Origin of the sequence: Coralliovum pocilloporae (assembly GCF_030845175.1) — a bacterium.
GTDB classification, from domain to species: domain Bacteria; phylum Pseudomonadota; class Alphaproteobacteria; order Rhizobiales; family Cohaesibacteraceae; genus Coralliovum; species Coralliovum pocilloporae.
In genome coordinates, this window is record NZ_CP132542.1 from 2,635,491 (window position 1) to 2,662,122 (window position 26,632).

Sequence of the window (26,632 nt, forward strand, 5' to 3'; positions counted from 1 at the left end):
ATCACCTATGGCAAACAAGGCGGATACGCCATGGTCGCGTATCAAGGCCCTGTATGAGGGGCAAAGGATGAGCGTTGCAGCGCTCAGCCGTCAATTTGGCGTGTCTCAATCCGCCATCCACAGACGCAAGAAACAGGAGCACTGGACATGGCAGCAGCCTTCCGAGGGAAAAGAGCAGGGCGTTCTTGCTGAAAGCGGTGCTGAACTGCCCGGTCGGACAGCCCTCGTGGCCCGGTTGCGACGGGTGTTCGACAAGCAGGTCTCGGAAGTTGAGGCCCGTCTTGGCAGGCTGGGCCAGACCTCTCTGGATGAAAAGGACGCCCGTACCCTGTCAACGCTGGTGCGAACCGCAGAAAAACTGATGGACCTGGAAGAGCAGGATTCAGGCGACATGGACAAAGATGAGGAGGTAAGCCTTGAAACGCTCCGCGAGGACCTTGCGCGACGCCTTGGTTGCTTTGTCCGATGAGGCCTCAGCCGTTTCTTTTCTGGCATCGTGTTCGGCTGCAGAAATCCGGGCGCTGGCCTTTGACTGGGAAGTCTGGGCCAGGGAAGACCAGTTACCGCCTACAGGAAATTGGACCACCTGGATGATACTGGGCGGGCGCGGTGCCGGAAAAACCCGCGCTGGTGCTGAATGGGTGCGCGGCATGGCCCTGGGCAAACCGCCCTTCGCGTCCGAGCCTGCCAGTCGTATCGCGCTGATTGGTGAAACCATTGCTGATGTGCGTGAGGTGATGATTGAGGGGGTCTCGGGGCTTTTATCAATCCATCCTCGGTCTGAACGGCCGGACTGGCTGCCATCACGCAGGCGGCTGACCTGGCCCAATGGCAGTATTGCGCAAGTCTTCTCAGCGGAAGACCCCGAAGGGTTGCGCGGGCCGCAATTCCATGCCGCTTGGGCGGATGAGCTGGCCAAGTGGCGCTATGCGGAGGAAACATGGGACATGCTTCAGTTCGGTCTGCGGCTTGGGCGTCAGCCCCGGCAGATTGTCACCACAACGCCGCGACCCATCCCGCTTCTGAAGCGGCTTATGGACGAGCCAGGCACCGTGCTGAGCAGAGCGGCCACCCGCGCCAATGCGGCCAATCTGGCACCGGGTTTTCTCGACCGGATTGTCGGACGATATGCCGATACCCGGCTGGGGCGGCAGGAGCTGGATGGCGAACTGATTGAGGACAGGCAGGATGCACTCTGGCACCGGCAGCAAATGGATGTGTTGCGGGTATCGTCTGCACCCGAGCTCACACGGATTGTCGTGGCTGTCGACCCGCCAGCCTCAAGCACAAAGAGGGCTGATGCATGCGGTATCATCGTAGCCGGTATCTGTGCCAATGGCGTGGCGTATGTCCTGAAGGACAGCACGCTGCGCGAGGTGCGGCCGACCGAATGGGCCAGTAAGGCCGCCGGGCTGATGCGCCGGTACGAGGCCGATGCGCTTGTGGTCGAGGTCAACCAGGGCGGAGAGATGGTCGAGACCGTTATCCGCGAGGTTGACCCGTTGATACCGGTCAAGCCGGTTCGGGCCACGCGGGGCAAGTGGGTGCGGGCAGAGCCGGTTGCAGCGCTCTATGAGCAGGGGCGGGTCCGTCATGTGGGTGGGTTTGCAGACCTTGAGGATGAAATGTGTGATTTCGGCCTCAATGGCCTGTCGTCCGGCAAAAGCCCTGACCGGATGGATGCTCTGGTTTGGGCACTGACTGCCTTGATGCTTGGCCCACAGGCCACCCCGCAAGTGCGGTCGCTTTGATGCGTGGCATCTGAATAACCTTTGAACAGAACAGAATGAGGACACTATGTTTGGCTGGCTCCGCAGGGAACCGGTACGGTCCGCCGTGCCTGTAGAACGGGAAGAAAAGGCGAGCCGAACCGGCGGCCTGATTGCATTTCAGCATCAGGGGCAGCCGGTCTGGACGCCAAGGGATTATGGTGCACTGGCGCGCGAGGGTTACACGAAAAACCCCATCGTTTACCGCTGTGTCCGGATGATTGCCGAAGCTGCCGCTTCCGTGCCCTGGATACTCTATCAGGGGCGGGACGAGTTGGACGAGCACCCGATTCTGACCCTGCTTGACGGGCCGAATGAGCGGCAGGGCGGTGCAGAGTTTCTCGAGGAACTCTACGGCCACGTACTGGTGGCTGGTAATGCCTATGCAGAGGCGCTTGCGGTGACCGATGGCATCGGTGAATTGCATGTTCTGAGGCCGGACAGGATGAAAGTGGTTCCGGGGCGCGACGGCTGGCCTGACGCCTATGATTATACGGTGTCTGGCCGAACGGTCCGGTTCCGCGCGGAGGAAGGCGGGTTGGTCCGACCAATCCTGCATCTGACCCTCTTTCATCCGCTCAACGACCATTACGGTTTTGCCCCGCTTGAAGCCGCTCAAACCAGCCTTGATGTGCACAATGCAGCCGGTGTCTGGAACAAGGCCCTGCTGGATAACTCGGCCAGACCATCCGGCGCGCTGGTCTATGCGGCCCGCGAAGGCGGGAATTTGACAGACGAGCAGTTCGAGCGCCTGAAAGCCGAGTTGGAAGACGGCTTCTCAGGTTCCGGAAATGCCGGGCGGCCTTTACTGCTCGAGGGTGGGCTTGACTGGAAAGCCATGGCGCTAAGCCCGCGCGACATGGATTTTCTTGAAGCCAAGAATGGAGCCGCCCGGGATATCGCGCTTGCCTTCGGTGTCCCGCCCATGCTGCTGGGCATTCCCGGAGACAACACTTTCGCCAACTATCAGGAGGCCAACCGGGCATTCTGGCGACAGACTATTCTGCCCCTTGTGGGGCGGACGGCCAAGGCTCTCACGACCTGGCTGGCGCCTGCCTACGGCGGGCGTCTCAGGCTCTGGTATGACGCCGACCAGATTGACGCGCTGTCGTCCGAACGGGAGGCCTTATGGCAACGGGTCAATGATGCGAGCTTCCTGTCTGACAGCGAAAAGCGGGAGGCGGTTGGTTACAGCCCGGAGCGGTCGGACGACCCGGTTTCCGGCTCGGGCTTTACCCCGATGGACTCCATGTGACCGAGCTTGCAACTCCCTTTGCCGAACGTGGAGACCTAGCGCATCTGGCGCTGTTTCTCTGGGCCTCGGGTGCCAGCACTCTGCTTGTCTGGTCCTTGCGTGAACTGGTGGCGTTGAATCGACGTTTTAACGACTTCGTCAATGAGATTGCCCGCCTGAATCAACAGTTTAACATTCGGAACTGAAGATGAAGACCTTCAATCAACTGATTCAAATGACTCATGTTTTCGCGACTTTTAAAGCGCCACTTCCACCCCATTCCGAAGTGTTTCATGAATTCGCTGAAGGGCTGTCTCGTGTTCTGCATCAACGGAATGCAGAGCTGCGCATCCGTACTGTGACGGGAGGATAAGCCATGGCTGATATCAGTGGTGCACCCGCAATTGAATGGCACGCAGCCCTTGACCGGGAGGTCAAGTTCTCTGTTGCCGACCTGACCTCGGTCGAGGCTGACGGGTGTTTTTCAGGCTATGCCAGCCTGTTCGGCAAAACGGACCTCGGGCGCGACATGGTGATGCCCGGAGCCTTTGCCAACTCGCTGGCCCGGCGCGGGACCAGGGGCGTCAAGATGCTCTACCAGCACGACCCGTCAGAGCCCATTGGCCAATGGCTTGAGCTGAAGGAAAACAGTCGCGGGCTGTTCGTCCGGGGCCGGTTGATGCCGGATGTTGCCCGCTCACGGGATGTGCTCAGCCTGATGCGGGAAGGGGTGCTCGACGGCCTCTCAATCGGTTTCAGAACAGTGCGCGGCAAGACCGATGCAAAGAGCCGTATCAGACGGCTCTATGAGGTCGACCTCTGGGAGATTTCAGTGGTCACCTTTCCGATGTTGCCGGATGCCCGCATCAGCGCGGTCAAGTCCGGCGGGGCACCAGGGCAAAGGCCGACACTCAGAGAATTCGAACGCTGGCTCACGCGGGATGCAGGGTTCAGCCGTTCCGATGCCCGGACGATTATCCGCTCCGGGTTCACCAGCCTCAAGGGCATGCAGGACGCTGCCGGGGACAAGGGGCTTGCCCGACGCATGCGGCAGGCCGCCCACCATTTTCGTACAGCAAGGACCTGACATGACAGACCAGACCTATCCGACCCGGCTTGAGACGCCGGTCCCGCTTGAAACAAAGAGCGGCCATTCGGCATCAGACCTCACCGATGCCTTCGATGAGTTCATGACCTCGTTTGAAGCGTTCAAGGATGCCAATGACGAACGGCTTCAGGCGCTTGAAACCCGGATGACATCCGACCCGCTCACTGATGAGAAAGTCAATCGCATCAATACCGCGCTTGATGAGCAGAAGCGCGCCATGGACCATCTGATTCTGAAAGCCGGACGTCCGGCCAGGGCAGGCGGTGACCGTCCATGGTCTCCGGCTCTGGCCGAACACAAAACCGCCTTTGAGCGCTATGTGCGTTCCGGTTCCGAACAGGGGCTTCATCAGCTTGAGGAAAAAGCCCTCTCGGCCGGCTCAGACCCTGATGGCGGATATCTTGTCCCTGATGAGGTGGAGACGGAAATCGGCCGCAGGTTGACGACCCTGTCGCCCATTCGTGCGATTTCATCTGTCCGTCAGGTGTCGTCGTCGGTTTACAAGAAACCCTTCGCCACCACAGGTCCGGCAACCGGATGGGTCGCCGAGACGGCGGTCCGCCCGCAAACAGCGACACCAACCCTGGCTGAGCTGCAGTTTCCGGTCATGGAGCTTTATGCCATGCCGGCGGCCACCTCCACATTGCTGGATGACAGCGCGGTCAATATCGACCAGTGGATTGCCGATGAAGTGCAGATTGCCTTTGCGGAACAGGAAGGCGAGGCCTTTGTCAAAGGCGATGGTGTCAACAAGCCGCGCGGTTTCCTCGACTATACGACGGTGGATGAATCCGGCTGGAGTTGGGGGAATATCGGCACCATCGCCACGGGCGCGGATGGTGATTTCGCCTCATCCAGCCCGTCAGATGTGCTGATTGATACAATCTACGCCCTCAAGGCGGGATACAGGCAGAATGGCAACTGGGTGATGAATCGCTCGACCCAGGCTGCTGTCCGCAAGCTCAAGGATGCTGACGGCAATTATCTCTGGCAGCCACCGGCGCAGGCGGGTGGTCAGGCCAGCCTGATGAATTTCCCGCTTGTCGAGGCTGAAGACATGCCGGATATCGCATCAGACGCAACAGCCATTGCCTTTGGTGATTTCCGTCGCGGCTATCTCATCATCGACCGCCTGGGTGTCCGCATTCTGCGCGATCCCTATTCCAGCAAGCCCTACGTGCTGTTCTACACCACCAAGCGTGTGGGCGGCGGTGTGCAGGACTTCGATGCCATCAAGCTGGTGAAATTCGGAACATCCTGACCCGCGCTTTTCTCCATCCTCCCTGAAGCCCAACTTGACGGCCTCGCTTTTGCGGGGCCGTCTTTTTTGGAGGACATATGACCCGCCTTCTTGTAACTCCCCCGGCTCTTGAGCCGGTGTCTCTGGCTGATCTCAAGGCACATGCCAGGGTGGAAACCGATGCGGATGACACTCTCATCGGAACCTATGTCATCGCCAGCCGCATGCATGTGGAAGCGTCAAGCCAGCTCGCCATGGTCAATCAGACATGGCGGTTCTATCGGGATGCCTGGCCGGAAGAGGGGCCCCTTGAACTTGCCATCAGGCCGGTTCAGTCGGTCCTGTCCATCACGGTCTATGATGAAGCAGGCAACCCCACTCTTCTGGATGCTGATGACTATCGGGTCGATCTGGTGTCGAACCCGATCCGGATCTATCCGGTCAATGCCAGAGCCCGCGCTATCGGACAGCAGATGAACGGCCTAGAAATAGAAGTGGTGGCCGGATATGGGCCCACATCCATTGATGTGCCCAAGGTCCTGCGCCTGGCGATCCTGCAGCTCGCGGCCTTCTGGTACGACAATCGGGCATCGCTGGTTGGCGATTCCATCAGCCTGCCAATCCCCGACATGATTGAGCCGCTTGTGGCCCCGTTTCGTACGGCCAGACTGTAGGAGGGCATGATGATTGTTCCTGATACAGGTGCTCTCCGCCACCGTCTGGTTCTGGAGACCTTGTCTGAAACCGTCGAGGATGACGGGGGACGGACAACGGTCTGGACCGGCTCTGATGAGCTCTGGGCCGGCATTACAGGCCTCGGCGCGCGAGAGCGCATTGAGGATAACCGGCTGGTGACTGAAAACCGCTGCCTGATCACCACCCGGTTCAGAGGTGATGTGAAAAGCGGCATGCGTTTTCGCAAGGCTAGCCGCGTGTTTCTGATCGAAACGGTCAGGGATCCTGATGAAACCGGACGCTTTCTGGTCTGCGAGACAGTGGAGGGTGGGCGATGAGTCACGTGGGACAGGCGTTTCAGAAAGCGCTCTATCAGGCACTGGCTGCGTCATCGGACCTTACAGGATTGCTGGGCGACGGTGGAATCCATGACTTCGTGCCACGCAATGCGAAGACACCCTTTGTCGCTTTTGCCGACCTGGTGGTTTCCGACTGGTCGACCGGTTCGGAAGCCGGGCACGAGCTGGTTCAGACTTTCGAGCTGAAGAGCAGGACCAGCCGTCGCGCGGATCTGTTTGCCCTGATGGATGCGGTGTCTACAGCCGTTGCTGCAACCGATCTGCAGCTGGATGGTCACACGCTTGTTCATATCCAGCTTGAGCTGCAGCAGGTGCGCGTGTCGCGAAACAGACGGGTTCAGGATGGCCTCATGCGCTTCCGTGCCCTTGTTGAGGCGGCCTGAAGCAGCATCCGGGCTGACCAGAATCTTCGAACAGTTTTTCAGAATGGAGCAATGCCATGACCGCACAACGCGGCAAAGACCTTCTTTTGAAAGTGATGAATGACCAGAACCAGCCTGTCACTGTGGCAGGTCTCAGGTCCCGACAGATCATTCTCAATACAGAGCCGGTTGATACAACGGATTCAGATTCAGCCGGGCGCTGGCGCGAACTGCTTGCCGGTGCAGGGACGCGGCGGGCTGCTGTCTCGGGCACCGGTATCTTCAAGGATGCGAGCTCTGATGCCCTGATCCGTCAGCTGTTTTTTGATGGCACAATCAGAACCTGGCAGATTGTCATTCCTGATTTTGTCGTTCTGTCCGGTCTGTTTCAGCTGACATCTCTGCAGTTTTCCGGCGAGCACGACCGGGAAGTCCTCTATGAACTGACGCTTGAATCAGCAGGCGTGATCACCTCTGCGGAGGTCTGATCGGATGGCAAACAGCAGACGTGGCGAAGTTGATGCAGTCATCGACGGGGAGCGAAAACGTCTCTGTCTGACGCTCGGGGCTCTGGCAGAGCTTGAGACGGCCTTTGGTGTCGGTGACCTCAGCGCCCTTGCAGAGCGCTTTGAAGGAGGACGCCTCAGTGCGCTGGATTGCACCCGAATTCTGGCAGCCGGACTGCGTGGTGCGGGGCATCCGGTAACGGATGATGACGTGGCCGCGATGGCATTTGAAGGTGGTGTCGCGGGATGCGCACGCCTCGTCTCAGAGCTTCTTGTTGCAACGTTCGGCGAAGGGGAGGAACCATCCGGCGCAACGCCGGGGGAGCCAGACCCCGCTCGTCCTTCCCCTGGGATGACCTGATGCACTGGGGCTTTGGCATGGCCCATCTGTCCACCGATGAGTTCTGGGCTCTCACACCCAGAGAAGTTGCCGCAGCGTTTCGCTTGCCGGGCAGGGGGGACGCGCCTGCCAGAAGTACGCTTGACGCACTGATGAGACAGTTTCCCGACCAGCAGGAAGAAGCGATCCAATCATGAACCAATCTGATGATGACCGGACCATGGATCTGACGATCAATGTAGATGACCGGAATGTGCAGGATGCGACCGACCGCATGCGACGCGCTGCAAGTCAGTTCCAGTCTTCTATTGAACGGGCTTTCAATTCGGCCATCTCGGGTGGCCGCAGTTTCGATCAGGTGTTGAAACAACTGGCACTGTCGATCTCGTCACTTGCCCTGAAACAGGCTCTTGCACCGGTGACGCAGGGCCTCACACAGGCCTTGACCGGGAGTTTTGGCAATCTGACAGGGTCGGTTCTGCCTTTCGCCCGGGGCGGTGTGATTGACAGTGGACGGGTACGCCCGTTTGCAAAGGGGGGTGTTTTGTCGGCTCCGGCCTTTTTCCCGCTTGCGGGTGGTGTGGGGCTCGCCGGTGAGGCCGGGCCGGAAGCTATCCTGCCCCTGTCCCGGGGGCCGGATGGCAGATTGGGCGTCCGGTCTGAGACAGGCTCTAAGCCGCTTTCCGTTGTGATGAATGTAACCACCAGCGATGCAGCCAGTTTCAGGCGATCTGAAGCACAGGTGACGGCAATGTTGGCCCGCGCCGTCGGTAGAGGACGACGCGGGCTTTAAACATGCCGCCCTATGAGGAGGGGACGGACGGCAAAACATCCTACCGGTCTGCCGGACCCGATTGGATGCTGAAACCGATCCTACCCAGACCTGATGCTGCACAACCTTGACCTGGATCAAGTTTCCCGAAAGAGACAGACAATGACTGACAGTTCTTCCGGATTTCACAATGTCCGGTTCCCGATTTCGCTTGCTTTTGGCTCATCTGGAGGGCCGGAACGGCGTACGGAAGTCATAACATTGGCCTCTGGCCATGAGGAGCGAAACAGTCGCTGGGCCGATTCGCGCCGTCGTTATGATGCAGGGCTTGCGGTCCAGACACTGGATGACCTGCATATGGTGCTCGACTTCTTCGAGGCCAGACGAGGGCGTCTCCATGCCTTCCGTTTTCGCGACCCGCTGGATCACAAGAGCTGTCGGCCAGGCGAAACCATATCCATCACCGATCAGGTCCTTGGTACCGGTGATGGGTCCACCCGTCTTTTCCAGCTCACGAAAACCTATGGCACTGGCAGTTCCGCTTACGTGCGACAGATAACCAAGCCGGTGGCGGGAACTGTCGTCGTCGCAGTGGATGGGCAGACCGTAACGTCCGATGTGACGATTGACGCTGGCAAGGGAGAAATCCTGTTTGCCGAGAGCGCCGTTCCCGCAGCTGGTCAGGTTGTTACAGCAGGATATGAGTTTGATGTTCCTGTGCGGTTTGATGCGGATCGTCTCGAAATCAATCTGGCCGCCTTCAATGCCGGTGATGTTCCAGCCATCCCGCTGGTGGAGGTGCGGCTATGAGAACCTTGCCCGACAGTCTGAAAGCATCACTCGCGACAGGATGCACAACGCTCTGCCATTGCTGGCGTCTGGAGCGGGTGGATGGCGTCACATTTGGCTTTACAGATCATGACCGGTCTCTGTCCTTTGATGGTCAGTCCTTTGAACCTGTTGCAGGGTTTGAGGCCAGTGAGGCAAGCAGTTCAGTCGGGTTCGGGGTATCCGGGCTTGAGATTCTGGGCGCAATTGACTCCGACCGCCTGAGTGATGGAGATCTGGCAGCAGGCTTGTTCGACAATGCCCGCATCGAACAGTTTCTGGTGGACTGGATGGATACGGACAGTCGGCTACGGCTCCGCGTTGGCAATCTGGGCGACGTGATCCGCAGCGACCATGGGTTTCGTGCTGAAATCCGGGGGGCTATGCAGCACCTTGATCAGGTGCAGGGGCGACGGTTTACGAAAGCCTGTGATGCCATTGTCGGAGACGGGCGTTGCGGCGTCATGCTGGATACACCCGTCTATGCATCTGAAGCGACTGTCTCTCGCGTGATTGATGATCTGAATGCGGAACTATCCGGGCTTGATGCCTATGACGATGGCTGGTTCTCACGTGGCAGCATACACTTCATTGATGGCGCTAATGACGGGCAACGGCGAGCCGTCAGCTTTCATGCCCGGGAAGAGGGGCGCACGCGCCTCAGTCTCTGGCAGGGCCCGGTCATGCCCTGGCAGGTCGGGGACCGGGTGAAGGTCTTTGCCGGATGCGACAACACACTGGCAACTTGTCGGTCCAAGTTTTCCAACCTTCTGAACTATCGGGGTTTTCCGCAGATTCCCGGTAATGATTTTGTCTTCGGTTATGCCTCTGGCCGGGACCGGAATGATGGCGGGAGCCTGTCATGATGCCCACTACACCCGAAGATCTTATTGCCGAGGCCAGAAGCTGGATTGGCACACCCTATCGTCATCAGGCCTCTCTGAAGGGTGTGGGATGTGACTGCCTTGGCCTCGTGCGCGGGCTCTGGCGGTTTCTCTATGGCACAGAGCCCGAGAGCCTTCCCGCCTATACGCCGGACTGGGCTGAAGCCAATGGAGAAGAAACTCTTGCTGAGGCTGGTCATCGTCACCTGTTGCCCATCTCTACTGATGTCGCTGAGGCTGGAGATTTGATCCTGTTTCGCTGGCAGCCTCACTGTCCCGCGAAACATGTTGGTCTGTTGAGCCGCACCGATCATTTCATTCATGCGCAAAGTGGAGCGGTTGTTTCGGAAGTGCCGCTGACCGGCTGGTGGCGACGACGCATCAGTCATGCTTTCCGGTTCCCTCATCTCAGAAAGGTCTAGTCCATGGCGAGCCTTGTTCTTCAGACCGCCGGTTCGGTTCTCGGCTCCGCTCTCGCAGGCAATATCGGTGCCCTGATAGGCCAGACCGTCGGTGCAATCGCTGGAAGTGCGGTTGATGCCGTGCTGTTCAATGACCCGCAACGGGTTGAAGGACCGCGCCTGCAATCGTTGGAGGTTCAGACATCAACCGACGGCAGGCCCATTCCAAGGGTCTATGGCAGAACCCGCCTGGCAGGTCAGGTTATCTGGGCAACCCGGTTTGAAGAAAGCGTTTCTGTAGAGAATACAGGAGGTAAGGGCGGTGGAGGTGCATCGGCTTCTGTAACTTCTTACTCCTATTTCGCAAACTTTGCTGTTGGTCTATGCGAGGGGGAAATCACACGGCTGGAGCGCATATGGGCGGATGGCCGTCTGCTGGATCTGACCGACCTTACCTATCGCATCTATCGGGGCACTGAAGACCAGCAGCCGGACAGTCTGATTGTCGCCAAGGAGGGTATGGAGAATACCCCGGCCTATCGCGGGCTTGCCTATGTGGTGTTCGAGCGGCTGCCGCTTGAGGAATTCGGTAATCGTCTGCCTAATCTGACCTTTGAGGTGGTGCGGTCCCGGGAGCCGCTTGAGCAACAGATCAGGGCCATGACGGTCATTCCCGGTTCCACAGAGTTCGGCTACGATCCCCGGCTGGTTACGACCATTTTCCGCCCCGGGGCATCTGATACGGATAACCGGCATACCCAGTCCCATAAGACCGACTGGGACGTTTCCATAGATCAGCTTCAGGCCAATTGCCCCAATCTGCAGCATGTCAGCCTTGTGATCGCTTGGTTTGGCTCGGACCTCCGGTGCGAGGCGTGTACTCTCGAGCCCAAGGTTGACCATCCCGATAAGCAGACAAGTGGTGACCAATGGCAGGTGTCGGGCCTTGGGCGTGCGACGGCTACGCTGGTTTCAACAGTGTCGGGACGCCCGGCCTTTGGCGGAACGCCCAGCGACGGCGGGGTTATCCGCGCTATCAGGGATCTGAAGGCGCGTGGGCTGAAAGTCACTCTATATCCGTTCATTCTGATGGATATCCCGCAGGGTAATGACCGCCCTGATCCCTATACGGGAGCAACTGGCCAGCCCGTTTTCCCGTGGCGTGGTCGGATTACCTGTTCTCCAGCTCCAGGAGAGGCCGGAACGCCCGACCAGACTGCAAGTGCATCAGCTCAGGTCCAGGCCTTTCTGGGGACAGCCCAGCCATCCCATTTCGGCAGTGCTGGTGATCGTGTGGTCTATTCCGGGCCGGTTGAGTGGTCATATCGTCGGATGATCCTGCACTATGCCAGACTGGCAGAGACAGCCGGTGGCGTGGACGGGTTTCTGATCGGCAGCGAAATGCGGGGTATGACCTCTATCCGGTCATCCCGCAGCGATTATCCCTTTGTCACCGGGCTGGTCAGTTTGGCTTCTGATGTGAAGGGCATGCTCGGAAGCGGTACGAAGGTATCCTATGCTGCGGACTGGTCCGAGTATTTTGGCCATCAGCCGCAGGATGGCTCCGGTGATGTTCTGTTCAACCTTGATCCGCTTTGGGCAAGTCCCGCTGTCGATATCATTGCCATCGACAATTACATGCCCCTGGGCGACTGGCGGGACGGGTCTTCTCATCTGGATCTGGATAGAGCCGACTCTCCGGCAGAAACAGCCTACATTCAGTCACAGATTACCGGTGGTGAGGGGTATGACTGGTTCTATGCCGGTTCTTCGGACCGCCACAGCCAGACGCGAACATTGATAAGTGATGGTGCCTATGGAAAACCGTGGGTGTTTCGCTACAAGGATCTGGTCAACTGGTGGTCCCAGCCGCATGTGAACCGGATTTCCGGTGTTGAAGTGGCCCAGCCGACAGCCTGGCAACCGCGATCAAAACCCATCTGGTTTACGGAGTTGGGGGTGCCGGCTGTTGACAAGGGGGGCAATCAGCCGAATGTCTTCCCCGACCCCAAGTCATCGGAAAGCCGCAGACCGTATTTCTCCTCTGGTGCGCGGGATGATCTTATTCAGCGGCGCGCGCTTGAAGCATCTCTGACCTGGTGGGGCGATGAGGCCAACAACCCTGTTTCACCGGAGACATCGCGCCAGATGATTGATCTGGATGCCTGCTTTCTCTGGACCTGGGATGCCAGACCCTTTCCGGCCTTTCCCGTTGCACAGGATATCTGGGCTGACGGGCCAAACTGGGAAACGGGCCATTGGCTGAACGGGCGCCTCGGCGGTATATCCCTGCGTCGTCTGATTGAGGATGTGCTTCAGGATCACGGCCTGTCGGATATCGATATCGGCGAGATTGACGGAATAGTCGACGGCTATGCTGTTGATCGCCCCCTGTCGGCGCGGAGCACGCTTGAAGCGCTTCAAGATCTGTTTGGCTTTGTTCTGACGGATAGCAACGGCATCATCCGTTGCCGACCACGGCGCAGGCGAGCCGATATGATCGTCGGTCCGGATCGGTTGGTTGAGGAGGGCGAGGGGGCACTGGTTGATGTGCGTCGTGCACAGGAAACCGAGCTGCCTGCCCGGCTGACCATCGGCTTTGCGGAGAGTCTGGAAGATCATCAGACCGCCAGCGTAAGCGCAGTACAAAATATGATCAGCAGTCAGCGAACCCAGACTGTAAATCTGCCGGTGATTGCCACGCGCAATGTCATGCAGCCTGTTGCAGAACAGGCGCTGTCGGACATCTGGACAGCGCGGGAGACGGTTCGCTTCACCCTGCCACCAAGCGCACTTGCTCTGGAACCTGGCGATGTTGCCGACTGGATTGATGGTGACCGAACCATCCCGCTGATGATCACCAATCTGGAGGATGCAGGGCTGCGCCGGATCGAAGCCCGCCGCCTTGATGTACCAAGACCCAGAACGCCTAATCGCGCTGCCTTTGGGAAGGTCGGTCGTCAGGCACGTTTCGGCAGACCGGAGGTGGTTGTTCTCAGCCTGCCGGTCCTGCCCGGCAGAAATGACACGACCCTTTCTTACATAGCGGGTTTCGCTGAACCCTGGCCTGGCAGACTTCTGGTCAGTCGCGCCGACGGGAACAGCGGCTTCTCGCCCGTGACAGCCCTCGAGCAGCGCGCCGTCATGGGACACCTTGAAACAGACTTGCACACCGGGCCTGTCGGTGTCTGGGATGAAGGCAATCAGCTTGATGTGCGGATTTTCGGCGGTCTGGTGCAGGGGCTGTCTGATGATGCAGTCCTGAATGGCGGAAATGCGCTTGCCGTGGAAACCGACAATGGCGGTTGGGAAGTTCTGCAGTTTCGTTCAGCGCAGATGGTTGGTGACAGGCTCTGGCGTTTGTCAGGGTTGCTGCGGGCGCAATTGGGTACAGAAGACGCAATGAGAGCGGGCAGCAGCTCCGGGAAGAGGGTTGTCCTGCTCGACCGGGCTCTGGTGCCGCTTGAAACCGACCCGGCCTTTGTTGAGCAGGCCCGCCGATATCGGGTCAGTCTGCCAGGGCGTAGCCTGTCTTATCCAACGACGGTCGAAGTCAGCCACGCTGCCTCCGCCAGAGCTCTGCTGCCCCTCAGCCCTGTGCATATCAATGCAGCTCTCACAGCGGACGGGCATATCGATATCCGCTGGGTCAGAAGAGGGCGTGTTTCCGCAGATAACTGGGCGCTGGCTGACATTCCTCTGGCTGAAGACAAGGAAAGCTATCTTCTGGAAATCCTGAGCGCTGGAACAGTTGTCAGGACAGAAACACTCGGTCAGCCAGCTTATCGCTATCAGAGCGCGGAGTGGCGCGCAGAACTGGGCGTTGATGCCACCCGGATCACCCTGAGGATCAGTCAGATCAGCGCGGTTGCGGGCCAGGGCGCACCGGCCACCGAAACATTGGCACTTTAATTCTCAACATTTCACCAGTCCCAAGCCTGTATGAGGAGAAACTATGAAACAGGATTTTAGCAAACCCTGGTATCAGTCACGAACCATCTGGGGGGCAGTTGTCAGTATCGGTGCCTCTGTTGCCGCACTGGCTGATGTGACTGTGCCTGACACGACGCAGGCCATTCTGGCCGATTCCCTCTTTCAGCTGACGGCTGTCGGTGGTGGTATCTTTTCGATCCTCGGGCGTTTGCGGGCCGAACAGCCGGTTCGCTGATCTACAGCGTGCTTCTGAAAAGTTGATAGACTTTTCGGATAAAAGCTCGCGCACCTAAGGCGTGCTTCTGAAAAGTTGATAGACTTTTCGGATAAAAGTTCGCGCAGAAACAAATTCTCCAGGCACCGCCGCTAAGTCAGGTTAAAGATCTGGTGCCTGCAGAACGCCTGTGTAACGCTACGTCATTTGCCAGCAGAGCAAGCAGCTTCGCGCCTCACAATGGTGCGGAGTTTTTACTAATTGTAAACAGTCTGTCAACTATATACGATCATTGACTATTTTTCTCATATTTATGTGCGTGGTTGCGCGGTTTTCATGACCGCAATGTTCATGCCGCGTTCAGACTCCTCCCCCTATATCTTCCCCCATGATTTCACTGCGTTGCACATTGGCAGTCGTTGCCCTCTCTTTGTTTGCCGTCACGACGGCCACGGAGACGGTATCTGCTGCGCCATGCCTGTCACAGGCCAAGGTGCGACAGCTCATCTCTTCCGGCCAGGCCTTACCGTTTTCCAAGATCAAGCGCAGCCTGCGTGGCAAGGTCCGCGGGAAAGTGGTCAAGGCTGAATTGTGTGCAGCTGGTGGAGGACTTGTTTATGTGCTGACGGTTCTGACACGGTCAGGCAAGGTCAGTCGGTTGCGGGTCGATGCCCGTAACGGTAGCTTGCGTTAACTGGTAAAGAGGGATTTGAGGGGGTTTGGATGCGTTTACTGGTGGTTGAAGACGACCCGGATCTGAACAGGCAGCTGGTTGAGGCACTGAAGGATGCCGATTACGCCGTTGACACCGCTCTCGACGGTGAAGAGGGGCATTTTCTGGGTGATACAGAGCCTTATGATGCTGTGATTCTGGATATTGGCCTGCCTGGAATGGACGGCATCAGTGTTCTGGAGCAATGGCGCAGGGATGGGCATACCATGCCGGTTCTGCTGCTGACAGCTCGGGACCGCTGGAGCGACAAGGTCGCCGGGATCGATGCCGGTGCCGATGACTATGTGGCCAAGCCCTTCCATATGGAAGAGATCCTGGCGCGCCTGCGGGCGCTCGTGCGTCGCTCTGCCGGTCTTGCATCAAACGAGATTGAGGTTGGCGGCGTCCGTCTCGATACAAGAGCGGGCCGGGCCACTGAAGATGGCATGCTCATCAAGCTCACCTCCCATGAGTACCGGCTGCTTGCCTATCTAATGCATCACAAGGGGCGCGTGGTCTCAAGAACCGAACTTGTGGAACATCTCTACGATCAGGATTTTGATCGGGATTCCAACACGATCGAGGTTTTTGTCGGCCGCCTGCGCAAAAAACTGAAGTCAGACATTATCCGCACGGTCCGGGGGCTCGGATATTGCCTGTCAGACCCGGAAGACGGCTGAGACCCGGGAAGCACCAAGGGCGATGACGTCTCTGTTCAAACGGCTGCCAAAACCGAAATCTCTTGCAGCGCGCCTGTTCCTGACAGGTGCGATCTGGAGTCTTCTGGCGCTTGCCGGTGCGGCGTTCATTCTGACCAGTCTGCACAGAGCATCGGTTGAAAGCGGGTTCGACCAGAGACTCGATAATCATCTGTCCCTGCTCATCGGTGAGACGTCCCAGATTGTTGAGACCGGAGGGTTCGAGACCGCCATTGTCAGTCTGGGAGACGCGCAGTTCGATCTGCCCCTGTCCGGCTGGTACTGGATTATCCGCGACAAGGCATCAGCTACGGTTCTGCTCACATCCGATTCTATTTTCGGCGAGACGTTTAACCTGCCCAGTGATGACGGTGTCGAGGCTGATGATACAGGCTATAGAAAAGCTTATGGCGTGGGCCCTGACGGCAAGTTTCTGAGGATTCTGGAACGCGATATCACCATCGGAGACAAGGTCTACACGATTGCTGTTTCGGGTGATTTTGATGAATTGCAGGCGGAAATCGGTCGCTTTGAGGCATCCACCGTTCTCACCCTGGCGGCCTTTGGTCTGGGGCTGTTGATGACGACTTATCTTCTGGTCCGGATCGGATTGCGACCGCTGGACGATATCCGTGCAGGCCTGACGCGGATCAGGCAGGGTGATGCAGACAGGCTGGACGGCAGTTTCCCAACCGAGATTGAGCCTCTTGTGCTGGAGTTGAACGAGCTGATCAAGTCCGTCAACGAAGTGATAGAGCGGGCACGCACCCATGTGGGCAATCTGGCCCACGCTCTCAAAACGCCTCTCAGTGTGATTACCAATGAGGCTCGGCGCAGCGAAACGGACTTTGCCGATAAAATTTCCGAACAGGCTGATCTGATGCGCGGCCAGGTGCAGACCTATCTGGATCGTGCCCGTATGGCCGCCCGGGTCAACACCATTACCTCTGTCACCGATGTCGCTTTTGTCGTTGACCGGCTTGTTCGTGCCATGCGCCGCATCTACGAAGCACGGGGCATCCGTATCGAGCTGGGGCCGATTGAAGGTCTGAGATTCAGGGGTGAACAGCAGGATCTTGAGGAAATGCTGGGCAATCTCATCGATAATGCCTGCAAATATTCAGATGGCGAAGTGCAGATCTCCTTCACGTATGCACCGGACCCGGACCGACAGCGGGCATTTCTGCATATCTGTATTGATGATAACGGCCCAGGGCTGACAGAGGATCAGTGCAAGGAAGCCATGCGGCGGGGGCGCCGGTTTGACGAAACCAAGCCGGGATCAGGCCTCGGGCTGAATATTGTTAACGAATTAGCGGAATTATATGGAGGAACACTGCGTCTGACACGGTCGACCCTTGGCGGTCTTCGTGTTGAGCTTGTTGTCCCGTCTCCTGTGAGAGAACACTAGGGTCAAGACTCATTGCTCATGCCCATTCTGTTCATCAGGGAAGGGCAGAATGGGCGCAAACAAGAGCGCAGGACAGGTGGATCCTATTCAAGCTGTTGTTTGTGGTCAGGCTGAGCTTTCCTGATGAACCCAAAGGGCGGGGTCATTTTAGCGCCCGGCTTTGTTGGAGATCCTTGAAAACCGGAAGGTTTCCTACGGACCTCCGCCGTGCCGGACGAAAAAATGACCATCGCAGAATGGACGTGAGCAATGAGTCTTGACCCTAGAAAGCGGGAAAATGCCTTGATTTCGACGTACTTCAAAGGCAACAGAAACACATATTAGAGATTTTTGGGGGCTATCATGATCCATGAGTCGGCCCGTTTGAACCGATAGGAAGATCATCATGATCACTCTACACACTTCAGCAAAAGTTCTGGCCGTTACATTGATCGGTCTGTCTGTTGTGGGCTGTTCCAATACCGGCCCGAAACAGGGTATCGGAACCGTGGCAGGCGCCATTGCCGGCGGCGTCATCGGCAATCAGTTCGGTAAAGGCTCAGGCAATGTTGTGGCAACGGCAGCAGGTGCTGTTATCGGCGGCCTGATCGGCTCTGAAATCGGTCGTGCGCTTGACGAACGTGACCAGCAGCTGGCTTACAACGCCCAGTACTCAGCTCTTGAACGTGGCCGTTCCGGAGCGCCTGTAGAATGGCGTAATCCTGATTCCGGTCACAGCGGTCGCGTGGTGCCGCAGAAGGCCTATACGGTCAACAACCGCCAGTGCCGTGACTACACGCACACGGTCTATATCGATGGTCAGCCAGAGACGGCTCGCGGCACAGCATGCCGTGAAGCAGATGGCACCTGGCGCACCGTGAGCTAGTATCTGTCCAGTCTGTGGACCGGATGATTTTCGACCGGGCGGATCAACAGATCCGCCCGGTTTGTCTTTGTGAGACTGATTATTAAAAAATATACCTTTTTTGGCGATTTTATTCGGACGTGTTTGTTATGGGACGCGGCACGTCTGGAGTTATAAATGAGTTCGCGCGCCGAGCTGGTAGACAAGATCAGTGCATATTTGACGAGCCTGGGGCCAGGCGCGATACAGATGCTTGCACGCAGCATCGAAACCGCCCGTGCGAATGGGGATATGGATGCGGCACTTGAACTCGTCATGGAAGCGGTCCAGCGGATTACCCTTTCTCCGGAAGAGCGGGCCCGGCGTCTGGCCCGCCCTGAAGCAGAGTTTTTCAGCGGTGTCGAGAGCTTCGTTATCGACCGGACTCCGGGCTGGAAACGTCCGGCACGGATCAGCCGCTCTTCACTCGCGCCAATCTGGTCATGGCTGCATCGTGAAATGTTCAGCCCTCGATTCTCCGAGCTGCAACTTGATAATGAGGATGCCGTTGTCGGAATGTCGGATGGCGATGTTTCGGACATTGTCGGCAAATTCCGTGCTCATTGCATGCGGCAGCTCTCGGACACGCTGGTTGATGCCTCGTCATCCCAGAAGATGACGCAGCATTTTTCTGCTCAGCTTGGCAGTGAAGAAATCTTCCAGGATCTCAATGATATTGTCTACTACAACAGCATTGAGCCCTTGATCACTCGGTTCTCCCAGTCCTTGCCCCCGGTTATCGAGAAGATCACCGATGGAGGCGAGAAATCCCTTATCAAGAAGCTCCAGCTTTTCATTCATCAGAGGCCTGATGACCAGGAATGGGCCTTTGCCAGCCTTATTCCCCGTCTTTCCAATCAGGCGCTTCTGGCAGAAATCGCGGTTAAGCTGGCGGGTAGTGATGACGTCCGCAAGATTGAGCGCTCGCTGGGCCAGACGCCGCTTGGACTCATTCACTATGATCTTGCAGGTCATGTGAAAGCAATTACAGATATCAGCCGCGGTCAGCCGAAGCTGGATACGGTCAAAACACATCTGAATGCTTATCACGATATGTTGCGTCGTGTTTCCGTGACCCTTGATCTTGAAAGCCCGAGTGAGCTGAACAAGAGCATTTCTGTTCTGCGGAATGAGATTTCCGGCTGGATTGATCAGGAGATCAGCAGCATATCCGGTCTGATGCGCCGGACACTGCGCGTGCCGAAGGACGGAAGTGGATCTGTCCCGGAGTTTGATGAGCATACGGTGGATGATTGTGAAAGAGCAATGGCGGTGCTCGATATTGCCAAACGGATCAAATCCTCTCTGGCGCTTAATCAGTCCCTGGGCAAGGTGACAAAGGAAGTCGAGCAGTCTTTCGAAGTGCTGTTCAACGGCGTTCTGGCCACGATGCGAGATGCACACGGTGAACTCTATCACTATTGTGAGCAGGTGACTGATGCCGGTATCCGGTTCGGCTCGGTCTATTTCGGCGACGACTATGCTGACCTCCTGAGACGTCAGCGCGGTGCCGCTCAGAAGCAATCTGCAGCTGGCTGAGACGATCCGTCACGCCCGATGGCAGTCTGAAATGGTCACATCCCGGTGATCACAAGTTCAGAACGGCTCTAAAATCCTTATATTTGACAGAAACCTGGCCATGCTGAGACAGCTTGTCTGATTGCGCATGAACGGGATACGGGATAACACGGACAAAGCGTTTGCCGTTTGAGCTTAATCAATGTCTCAATATCGGTATCTCGCTAAACCAAGTCCGTGATGATAATGACGGGATAAAGACGCCGACCATGGTTCTTTGGATACTCTTTGCTGGAATGACAGCGATGGCAGCGCTGGTTGTTCTGATGCCGCTGATGCGGCGAACCGGAGAAGAAGCGACCGGTTATGAGCAGGATGTGGCTGTCTACAAGGACCAGATCCGCGAAATTGACCGGGATCTGGCACGTGGCGTGCTCCCTGAAGAAGAAGCTGATGCAGCACGAGCGGAAATCGCCCGTCGTCTTCTCGCTGCTGATACACAGCAGGAAGAGCAGAAGATAATGCGTCAGGGGCGGACGCAATGGGCCGCGCTGTTTGCTGTTGTGGTGATTCCTGCAGTGGCGCTTGCGACCTATCTGTCCATTGGTCAGCCGGGTCTGCCGGATCAGCCCTTGCAGGCGCGCCTGAACAAGCCGCTGGAACAGCAGACCATTCCGGAAATGATCGCCCGGGTGGAAAGTCATCTGAAAGAAAATCCGAATGATGGCCAGGGCTGGGAAATCCTAGGACCTGTCTATATGCGGGTTGGTCGCGTGGATGATGCCATCAACGCCTACCGGAAATCTGTGGCACTGCTGGGTGAGACGCCGGTCAGCAGACTGGAGAGCTGGGCCGAGGCGATTGTGGTCCGGGATAGGGGAGCTGTGAACCAGGAAGCCAGAACCATCTTTGAACGGGCGGTAACTGTTGAACCATCCACGGTCAAGGCCCGGTTTTATCTGGCTATGCAGAAGCAGCAGACCGGAGACAAGGATGGAGCAATATCGGCCTGGTCAGCGCTTATCGAAAGCGCCAAAGACCCCGCAGCTCCGTGGGTCTCTGTTGCGCAGCGAGAACTTTCGGCGCTTGAAGGCAATGCTCCCGCTGAGACCCCTGCTGGAACCAGTGAGGCACCTGCGGGTCAGGTCACCGCTGAACAGAACGAGATGATTGCCTCCATGGTCACAAGCCTTGCCACACGTCTTCAGGACGAAGGCGGCTCGGTTGAGGAATGGGGGCAGCTGATGCGGTCCTATACGGTGCTGGAGCAGCGTGAAAGCGCGATGCAGGCACTCAAGGATGCCCGCGAGGCTTATGCCGGTGATGAGGCAGGATTGAAACAGATTGCGCAGATTGCTTCTGCGCTTGGATTGGCTGAATAAGAAAAGGTCCGGGACAATGGCTATGACGCGGAAACAGCGACGGCTGACAATGATTGGTGGAGCAGGCGCGGTACTCGCCTTCGCTATCGGTCTGGTGCTTTATGCACTGAATGACCAGATCGTCTTCTTCAACTCACCCACCGATGTGGCACAGAATTCAGTCAAGCCGGGCGAGCGTTTCCGCCTTGGCGGGCTGGTCAAGGATGGGACCTTCGAGCGTGGCCAGGGAACAACGGTCACCTTTACGGTAACTGATACAGCCAATGATGTGCCCGTGACCTATACAGGCATTCTGCCGGACCTTTTCCGGGAAGGGCAGGGCGTTGTGACCGAGGGAGCCATTGGCACAGACGGTATCTTTATCGCCGACAGCGTGCTGGCCAAGCATGACGAGAATTATGTGCCGAAAGAGGTCGCCGATGCCTTGAAGGAACAGGGCGTCTGGCAGGGCGAAGACGGCTAGGGAAAGAGGCGGACAACGGCATGATTGCGGAACTCGGACATTATGCACTGGTGCTGGCTCTGGCCTGTGCCGTCATCCAATCCACCCTGCCTATCTGGGGAGCTTACAAGCGTGACCCGCAGTTGATGGCGGTCGCTGTGCCGTCATCGGTCATGGTATTCCTCATGCTGGCGCTGTCCTTCGGCATTCTTACCTATGCCTATGTGGTCTCAGATTTCTCGATCAAGAATGTCTGGGAAAACTCCCACAGTCTGCAGCCGCTGATCTACAAATACACCAGCGTCTGGGGCAACCATGAAGGCTCCATGCTGCTCTGGGTGCTGATTCTCGGATTGTTTGGTGCTCTGGTTGCTGTCTTCGGCAACAATCTGCCGTCAACGCTCAAGGCCAATGTGCTGGGCGTTCAGGGCTGGATTTCCCTGACCTTCCTGCTGTTTGTGCTGTTCACCTCCAATCCGTTCACACGCATTGTGGAGGCTCCGATCGAGGGGCAGGATCTCAATCCGATCCTTCAGGATATCGGCCTCGCCATTCATCCGCCCTTGCTCTATCTGGGGTATGTCGGCTTTTCCATCTCCTTCTCATTTGCCATCGCCGCTCTGATTGACGGGCGCATGGATGCAGCCTGGGCGCGCTGGGTCCGCCCCTGGACACTGACCGCCTGGATGTTCCTGACCGTCGGCATCTCCATGGGCTCCTATTGGGCCTATTATGAGCTCGGTTGGGGCGGCTGGTGGTTCTGGGATCCGGTCGAGAATTCGTCCTTCATGCCATGGCTGGCGGGCACTGCACTGCTTCACTCTGCAATCGTTATGGAAAAGCGGGACGCCCTTAAGATCTGGACGGTTCTGCTGGCGATCCTGACGTTCTCGCTCAGCCTTCTTGGCACCTTCCTGGTGCGGTCGGGCGTGCTGACCTCTGTTCATACGTTTGCAACCGATCCCACGCGCGGATTGTTCATCCTGCTGATCCTGCTGATGTTCATTGGCGGTGCACTAACCCTGTTTGCAGCACGGGCACATACCCTGCGTCAGGGTGGCATCTTTGCGCCGATCAGCCGTGAAGGCGGCTTGGTGCTGAACAATCTCTTCCTGACGACAGCCTGCGCCACGGTTCTGATTGGCACGCTCTACCCACTGGCTCTTGAATCGGTCACTGGCGAGAAAATCTCTGTCGGAGCACCATTCTTTAATCTCACATTCGGGCCGCTGATCCTGCCGATACTGATTGCCATCCCGTTTGGTCAGCTTCTGGCCTGGAAACGTGGTGATCTGGCGGGTGTCACGCAGAGGCTCTATGTAGTTCTGGGCCTGACGATTGCTGCCGGACTTGTAAGTTTCACGATTATTGAAGGTGGTCCGGTTCTGGCGTCACTGGGTATCGGCCTGGCCGTCTGGCTGATGGTCGGCTCTCTCTGGGAACTGGTGGAAAAGGGCCGGTTCGGTAAGGTGCCGTTTGCCTCGAGTCTGTCCCGCGTAAAAGGCCTGCCACGGGCCACATGGGGTATGGTGGTTGCTCATTTCGGCCTTGGTATGGCCGTTCTTGGCATCGTCATGACATCCTCCTTCCAGACTGAAGCCATTCTGGTGATGAAGCCGGGCCAGACGACGGAACTGTCAGGTTACTCCTATACCTTCAATGGCGGACGGCCGCATAAGGAAGCCAACTTCGAGGAACTGCAGGCGGAATTCACCATCAGCCGCAATGGCGAATTCATTGCTGATGTGGCACCGTCCAAGCGGGTCTACATTGCCCGTCAGATGCCAACCACTGAGGCGGCCATCGTGACACTGTGGAGCGGCAGTCAGCTTTATGTCAGCCTTGGCGATCAGGTTGGAGACAACAGCATGACCGTCCGGATCTACTACAAACCGCTGATTACCCATATCTGGATTGGTTCTGTGGTGATGTTCTTTGGTGGCTTCCTGTCATTGACAGACAGACGGTTACGGGTTGGTGCTCCCAAACGCGCGCGCAAGGCTGCAAAGGCGGGTGCCGCTGCAGCTCCGGCGGAATAGGGCCAACGGAATAGGGGAAGACGCATGAGATCGATCACATCGGCCTTTCTGGCTCTTGCGCTTTTGATCGGCAGTGCTCTGCCGGGCTTCGCGGTAAATCCTGATGAAGTTCTGGATGACCCGGCGCTGGAAGAACGGGCCCGCGGTCTGTCGGCCAAGCTGCGTTGCCTCGTCTGTCAGAACCAGTCTATTGACGATTCAGATGCCGATCTGGCCCGCGACCTGCGTGTTCTGGTGCGTGAACGCCTTGTGGCGGGTGACAGTGACGATCAGGTCATCTCCTATCTGGTCGACCGCTACGGGGAGTTCGTTCTGCTGAAGCCACGTTTCGGGTCCCATACGCTGGTTCTGTGGCTGGGCGGCCCTCTGGTGCTGCTGGCTGCCGTGGGTGTCGTGGCTCTCACCATGCGCCGCAGGCATTTGCACGCTGCTGCCGGGAGTGCGACCGGAGCGAACCTCAGCGCAGAGGATCAGAAACGGCTCGATGCCCTGTTGAAGGATGGGGAATAGAGCCGTCCACACGCAAACGAGAACTCTTGTGATAACCGTCAGGCTCTGTCAGACCTATATGACCCTTATCAATTCAGGACCATATGGGGGACACCATGGCCGAGATCGTTCAGCGCATCAGTTTTGAAGGTGGATTGGGTGAAACACTGGCGGCACGCTTGCATGTGCCGTCTGGCACTGTTCGTGCCTATGCCCTGTTTGCTCATTGCTTCACCTGCACCAAGGATATTCTGGCTGCAAAGAAAATCGCCGACGAGTTGGCCAAACGCGGCATCGCACTGATGCGGTTTGATTTCTCAGGCCTTGGTCAGTCAGGCGGTGATTTCGCGGAAACAAGCTTTACGTCCAATGTGGGTGATATTCTCGCTGCTGCCGATTATCTACGCCAGAATTATGAAGCCCCTGCCGTTCTGATTGGCCATTCCCTGGGCGGTGCGGCCACACTGGCAGCCGCTGGTGACATTCCCGAAGCCAGGGCTGTTGCTACAATTGGCGCACCATCAGAAGCCGACCATGTGATTCATAACTTCGCTGCCCATCTTGATGAGATTGAGCATAGCGGCGAGGCGGAAGTCTCACTCGCCGGGCGGCCCTTCACCATTCGCAAGGATTTTGTCGAGGATCTCAGGGCACAGAGTGTCACCGAGCGTGTGGCAACAATGAAGAAACCTCTGATGGTGCTGCACTCACCCATTGACGACACGGTGAGCATCGACAATGCCCGGGACATCTTCACAGCCGCCAAACATCCCAAGAGCTTTGTCTCGCTGGATAATGCGGATCATCTGCTGTCGCGCGCTGAGGATATTGCCTATGCGGCTGAGATGATCGCCGCCTGGGCCTCCCGCTATATTGCCCAGGCCGAGGATGAGCGTCAGGAGCCTGAGACAACCGACGTCCATATCTCCGAAACTCAGGAAGGCAAATTCCAGAACTATGTCCGTGCCGGACGTCATCTGCTGCTGGCGGATGAACCGAAGAACGTGGGTGGGCTTGATTCCGGGCCATCGCCCTATGATTTCGTCTCAATTGCTCTTGGAGCCTGCACATCCATGACCCTGCGCATGTATGCGGACTTCAAGAAACTGCCGGTGAAAAAGATTGCCGTTGATGTGGACCACGCCAAGGTCCACGCCTCGGATTGCGCTGAATGTGGCGATATGGAAGGCGGCAAAGGCGGCAAGATTGATCGCTTCGAACGTATCATTTCCATCACCGGAGATATTGATGAGGCAACCCGCGAGAAAATGCTGTCCATTGCCGACCGCTGCCCCGTGCACAAAACACTGGAACACAGTGCCGCTGTGGTTACGCGGCTGAAATCCTGATAAACAGGCCCCTCTGTTACCTCAGGGGGGATATGTCTCACTGGAAAACCGGCCTTCCGATACCTCTTTATTACTGAACTGTAATGTGGCTGCCATTTGGCTGTAATGTTTGGAAAGCTAGGATGACTTTCATCAGATCAGGGTCTTCCACCTGATCGGACTGATCTCCAGAAGTCCTCCACCCTGCCTGTTGAGCACCAGGCATGATGATGAAAAAGCCCGCCGGCCTCATACCGGCGGGCTTTTCTTCTTTTGTTTTGCCAAAACAAAAAATCCGCCGAATCTGGTCCGGCGGATTGTTTCCATTCAGAAGCACGCTGTAGATCCCGAATGAAGACGCGATCCTCTCAAAACTGGTTGCCACCCGGCGATTCCAATGCAGCGGTTAGCTGGCAGCCAGTTCTGATCCTGAAAGGAGACTTATTGGTGTGATTTTGAATCGAGGATCGAGTAGAACTTGGTGAACACCATATCTTTCGTGGCATTGTCGATATGGCACTGGGCGCAAGCCTCAGCCGGTGCCGCTGCAGCCGTTTTGGCATAAGGCGGTGCATGGTGGCCGAAGTTGAAGAAGCCCCAGTTGTTGGTCTTCGCAAAGCGTTTTGAATCCTTCACCGAAATATCGATGCCATTCAGCGCGCCGGGGAAGAACCCGCGACCGGATACCTCGTTGCGGGACCCGTCTTCATGCTCGGCCTTCTGCGTCAGCTGCAGTTCCTTGAGCATGATGGTTCCTTCCGGAAATTCTCCGGTTTTCCGGTAAATGTCGAACGCTTCCGGCTGAACATAGACATTGTGATATTCAGGGAAACCGGCCTTGCCGCCATTCAGGGCGTGCGGGGTCAGCGGAGAACCGAGGAAAACCCATTTGTGAAAATTCTTCGGCAGAATGAGCTGGCCGTCTTCGGTCCATTTCGGTTTCCAGTCATAGGAATCCGCAGCCGTTGCTGACTGATAGGTCAGTGATCCGGCTGAAAGCGCAAGTACAAGTCCTGCAACGGCAGAAAGCGTTAGTGAACGTAGTCGCATTGATCAGTCTCCTTAGGTGCAGTTGAGTCCGACAGCTTTCTAAACATGGGGTATT

The 26,632-nt window shown here is 57.3% G+C and carries 30 protein-coding genes; 28 read left to right on the forward strand and 2 right to left on the reverse strand.

All coding sequences use genetic code 11. The features are described from left to right. The first annotated feature begins 7 nt into the window (after positions 1 to 7). The 28 genes from RA157_RS12075 (at position 8) to RA157_RS12210 (ending at position 25,548) form a co-directional block, all read left to right on the forward strand. Positions 8 to 469: a hypothetical protein gene (locus RA157_RS12075; protein WP_350333376.1), complete on the forward strand. Its 462-nt coding sequence runs from the start codon at positions 8 to 10 to the stop codon at positions 467 to 469. After that, a complete protein-coding gene (locus RA157_RS12080) occupies positions 459 to 1,751 on the forward strand; it encodes a DNA-packaging protein (RefSeq protein ID WP_491047458.1) in 1,293 nt (430 codons plus the stop codon). The genes RA157_RS12075 and RA157_RS12080 overlap by 11 nt, the downstream gene beginning before the upstream one ends. A 46-nt stretch (positions 1,752 to 1,797) precedes the next feature. Beyond that, complete coding sequence (locus tag RA157_RS12085; protein WP_350333377.1) at positions 1,798 to 3,024, forward strand: phage portal protein; 1,227 nt, start codon at positions 1,798 to 1,800, stop codon at positions 3,022 to 3,024. Continuing rightward, the gene (locus RA157_RS12090) at positions 3,021 to 3,209 is read left to right on the forward strand and encodes a hypothetical protein (RefSeq protein WP_350333378.1); all 189 of its coding nucleotides are present in this window, start codon (positions 3,021 to 3,023) and stop codon (positions 3,207 to 3,209) included. Before RA157_RS12085 ends, RA157_RS12090 begins: the two co-directional genes overlap by 4 nt. 170 nt (positions 3,210 to 3,379) lie before the next feature. Next, positions 3,380 to 4,090, forward strand: a complete 711-nt coding sequence (locus RA157_RS12095) for an HK97 family phage prohead protease (protein ID WP_350333379.1) — start codon at positions 3,380 to 3,382, stop codon at positions 4,088 to 4,090. A 1-nt stretch (position 4,091) separates the two neighbouring features. After that, a complete protein-coding gene (locus tag RA157_RS12100) occupies positions 4,092 to 5,372 on the forward strand; it encodes a phage major capsid protein (RefSeq protein ID WP_350333380.1) in 1,281 nt (426 codons plus the stop codon). A 77-nt stretch (positions 5,373 to 5,449) separates the two neighbouring features. Next, on the forward strand, positions 5,450 to 6,025 hold the full coding sequence (locus RA157_RS12105; RefSeq protein ID WP_350333381.1) for a head-tail connector protein: 576 nt from the start codon (positions 5,450 to 5,452) through the stop codon (positions 6,023 to 6,025). A 6-nt stretch (positions 6,026 to 6,031) separates the two neighbouring features. Next, a complete protein-coding gene (locus tag RA157_RS12110; protein WP_350333382.1) occupies positions 6,032 to 6,364 on the forward strand; it encodes a phage head closure protein in 333 nt (110 codons plus the stop codon). After that, the gene (locus tag RA157_RS12115; RefSeq protein ID WP_350333383.1) at positions 6,361 to 6,768 is read left to right on the forward strand and encodes a DUF3168 domain-containing protein; all 408 of its coding nucleotides are present in this window, start codon (positions 6,361 to 6,363) and stop codon (positions 6,766 to 6,768) included. Before RA157_RS12110 ends, RA157_RS12115 begins: the two co-directional genes overlap by 4 nt. A gap of 56 nt (positions 6,769 to 6,824) precedes the next feature. Continuing rightward, complete coding sequence (locus tag RA157_RS12120; RefSeq protein ID WP_350333384.1) at positions 6,825 to 7,235, forward strand: phage major tail protein, TP901-1 family; 411 nt, start codon at positions 6,825 to 6,827, stop codon at positions 7,233 to 7,235. A gap of 4 nt (positions 7,236 to 7,239) precedes the next feature. Beyond that, a complete protein-coding gene (locus RA157_RS12125; protein ID WP_350333385.1) occupies positions 7,240 to 7,614 on the forward strand; it encodes a gene transfer agent family protein in 375 nt (124 codons plus the stop codon). Next, positions 7,614 to 7,790, forward strand: a complete 177-nt coding sequence (locus tag RA157_RS12130; RefSeq protein WP_350333386.1) for a phage tail assembly chaperone — start codon at positions 7,614 to 7,616, stop codon at positions 7,788 to 7,790. Before RA157_RS12125 ends, RA157_RS12130 begins: the two co-directional genes overlap by 1 nt. Further along, entirely contained in the window at positions 7,787 to 8,386 is a 600-nt protein-coding gene (locus RA157_RS12135) for a phage tail tape measure protein (RefSeq protein ID WP_350333387.1), read from the forward strand. Before RA157_RS12130 ends, RA157_RS12135 begins: the two co-directional genes overlap by 4 nt. 141 nt (positions 8,387 to 8,527) lie before the next feature. Then, a complete protein-coding gene (locus RA157_RS12140) occupies positions 8,528 to 9,175 on the forward strand; it encodes a phage distal tail protein, Rcc01695 family (protein WP_350333388.1) in 648 nt (215 codons plus the stop codon). Further along, positions 9,172 to 10,059 carry a phage/gene transfer agent baseplate hub protein gene (locus RA157_RS12145; protein WP_350333389.1) on the forward strand — a complete coding sequence of 296 codons (888 nt, stop codon included), beginning with the start codon at positions 9,172 to 9,174 and terminating at the stop codon, positions 10,057 to 10,059. The genes RA157_RS12140 and RA157_RS12145 overlap by 4 nt, the downstream gene beginning before the upstream one ends. Beyond that, positions 10,056 to 10,499, forward strand: coding sequence for an NlpC/P60 family protein (locus RA157_RS12150; RefSeq protein ID WP_434058440.1), 444 nt, complete (start codon positions 10,056 to 10,058; stop codon positions 10,497 to 10,499). The genes RA157_RS12145 and RA157_RS12150 overlap by 4 nt, the downstream gene beginning before the upstream one ends. A 3-nt stretch (positions 10,500 to 10,502) precedes the next feature. Further along, on the forward strand, positions 10,503 to 14,390 hold the full coding sequence (locus RA157_RS12155) for a baseplate multidomain protein megatron (RefSeq protein WP_350333390.1): 3,888 nt from the start codon (positions 10,503 to 10,505) through the stop codon (positions 14,388 to 14,390). Between the two features lie 43 nt (positions 14,391 to 14,433). Continuing rightward, positions 14,434 to 14,646, forward strand: coding sequence for a hypothetical protein (locus RA157_RS12160; protein WP_350333391.1), 213 nt, complete (start codon positions 14,434 to 14,436; stop codon positions 14,644 to 14,646). Between the two features lie 388 nt (positions 14,647 to 15,034). Beyond that, positions 15,035 to 15,319, forward strand: a complete 285-nt coding sequence (locus RA157_RS12165; RefSeq protein WP_350333392.1) for a PepSY domain-containing protein — start codon at positions 15,035 to 15,037, stop codon at positions 15,317 to 15,319. Positions 15,320 to 15,348: 29 nt separating this feature from the next. Then, complete coding sequence (locus RA157_RS12170; protein ID WP_350333393.1) at positions 15,349 to 16,017, forward strand: response regulator transcription factor; 669 nt, start codon at positions 15,349 to 15,351, stop codon at positions 16,015 to 16,017. A gap of 22 nt (positions 16,018 to 16,039) precedes the next feature. After that, positions 16,040 to 17,446 (forward strand): ATP-binding protein, encoded by a 1,407-nt coding sequence (locus RA157_RS12175; RefSeq protein WP_350333394.1) that lies wholly within the window; start codon positions 16,040 to 16,042, stop codon positions 17,444 to 17,446. A gap of 385 nt (positions 17,447 to 17,831) precedes the next feature. Then, positions 17,832 to 18,311, forward strand: a complete 480-nt coding sequence (locus RA157_RS12180; protein ID WP_350333395.1) for an RT0821/Lpp0805 family surface protein — start codon at positions 17,832 to 17,834, stop codon at positions 18,309 to 18,311. A gap of 156 nt (positions 18,312 to 18,467) precedes the next feature. After that, positions 18,468 to 19,868, forward strand: a complete 1,401-nt coding sequence (locus RA157_RS12185; RefSeq protein ID WP_350333396.1) for a hypothetical protein — start codon at positions 18,468 to 18,470, stop codon at positions 19,866 to 19,868. Positions 19,869 to 20,116: 248 nt separating this feature from the next. Then, entirely contained in the window at positions 20,117 to 21,229 is a 1,113-nt protein-coding gene (ccmI, locus tag RA157_RS12190; RefSeq protein ID WP_350333397.1) for a c-type cytochrome biogenesis protein CcmI, read from the forward strand. Positions 21,230 to 21,251: 22 nt separating this feature from the next. Beyond that, positions 21,252 to 21,692 carry a cytochrome c maturation protein CcmE gene (gene ccmE, locus RA157_RS12195; RefSeq protein WP_350333398.1) on the forward strand — a complete coding sequence of 147 codons (441 nt, stop codon included), beginning with the start codon at positions 21,252 to 21,254 and terminating at the stop codon, positions 21,690 to 21,692. A gap of 20 nt (positions 21,693 to 21,712) precedes the next feature. Continuing rightward, positions 21,713 to 23,710 (forward strand): heme lyase CcmF/NrfE family subunit, encoded by a 1,998-nt coding sequence (locus RA157_RS12200; RefSeq protein WP_350333399.1) that lies wholly within the window; start codon positions 21,713 to 21,715, stop codon positions 23,708 to 23,710. 24 nt (positions 23,711 to 23,734) lie between these two features. Further along, entirely contained in the window at positions 23,735 to 24,220 is a 486-nt protein-coding gene (locus tag RA157_RS12205; protein ID WP_350333400.1) for a cytochrome c-type biogenesis protein, read from the forward strand. A 95-nt stretch (positions 24,221 to 24,315) separates the two neighbouring features. Continuing rightward, entirely contained in the window at positions 24,316 to 25,548 is a 1,233-nt protein-coding gene (locus tag RA157_RS12210) for a bifunctional alpha/beta hydrolase/OsmC family protein (RefSeq protein WP_350333401.1), read from the forward strand. 70 nt (positions 25,549 to 25,618) lie between these two features. Here the strand turns inward: RA157_RS12210 and RA157_RS12215 are convergent, their stop codons facing one another. Next, complete coding sequence (locus tag RA157_RS12215) at positions 25,619 to 25,912, reverse strand: hypothetical protein (protein ID WP_350333402.1); 294 nt, start codon at positions 25,910 to 25,912, stop codon at positions 25,619 to 25,621. A gap of 56 nt (positions 25,913 to 25,968) precedes the next feature. Further along, positions 25,969 to 26,577 (reverse strand): cytochrome P460 family protein, encoded by a 609-nt coding sequence (locus RA157_RS12220; RefSeq protein WP_350333403.1) that lies wholly within the window; start codon positions 26,575 to 26,577, stop codon positions 25,969 to 25,971. Positions 26,578 to 26,632: the final 55 nt, after the last annotated feature.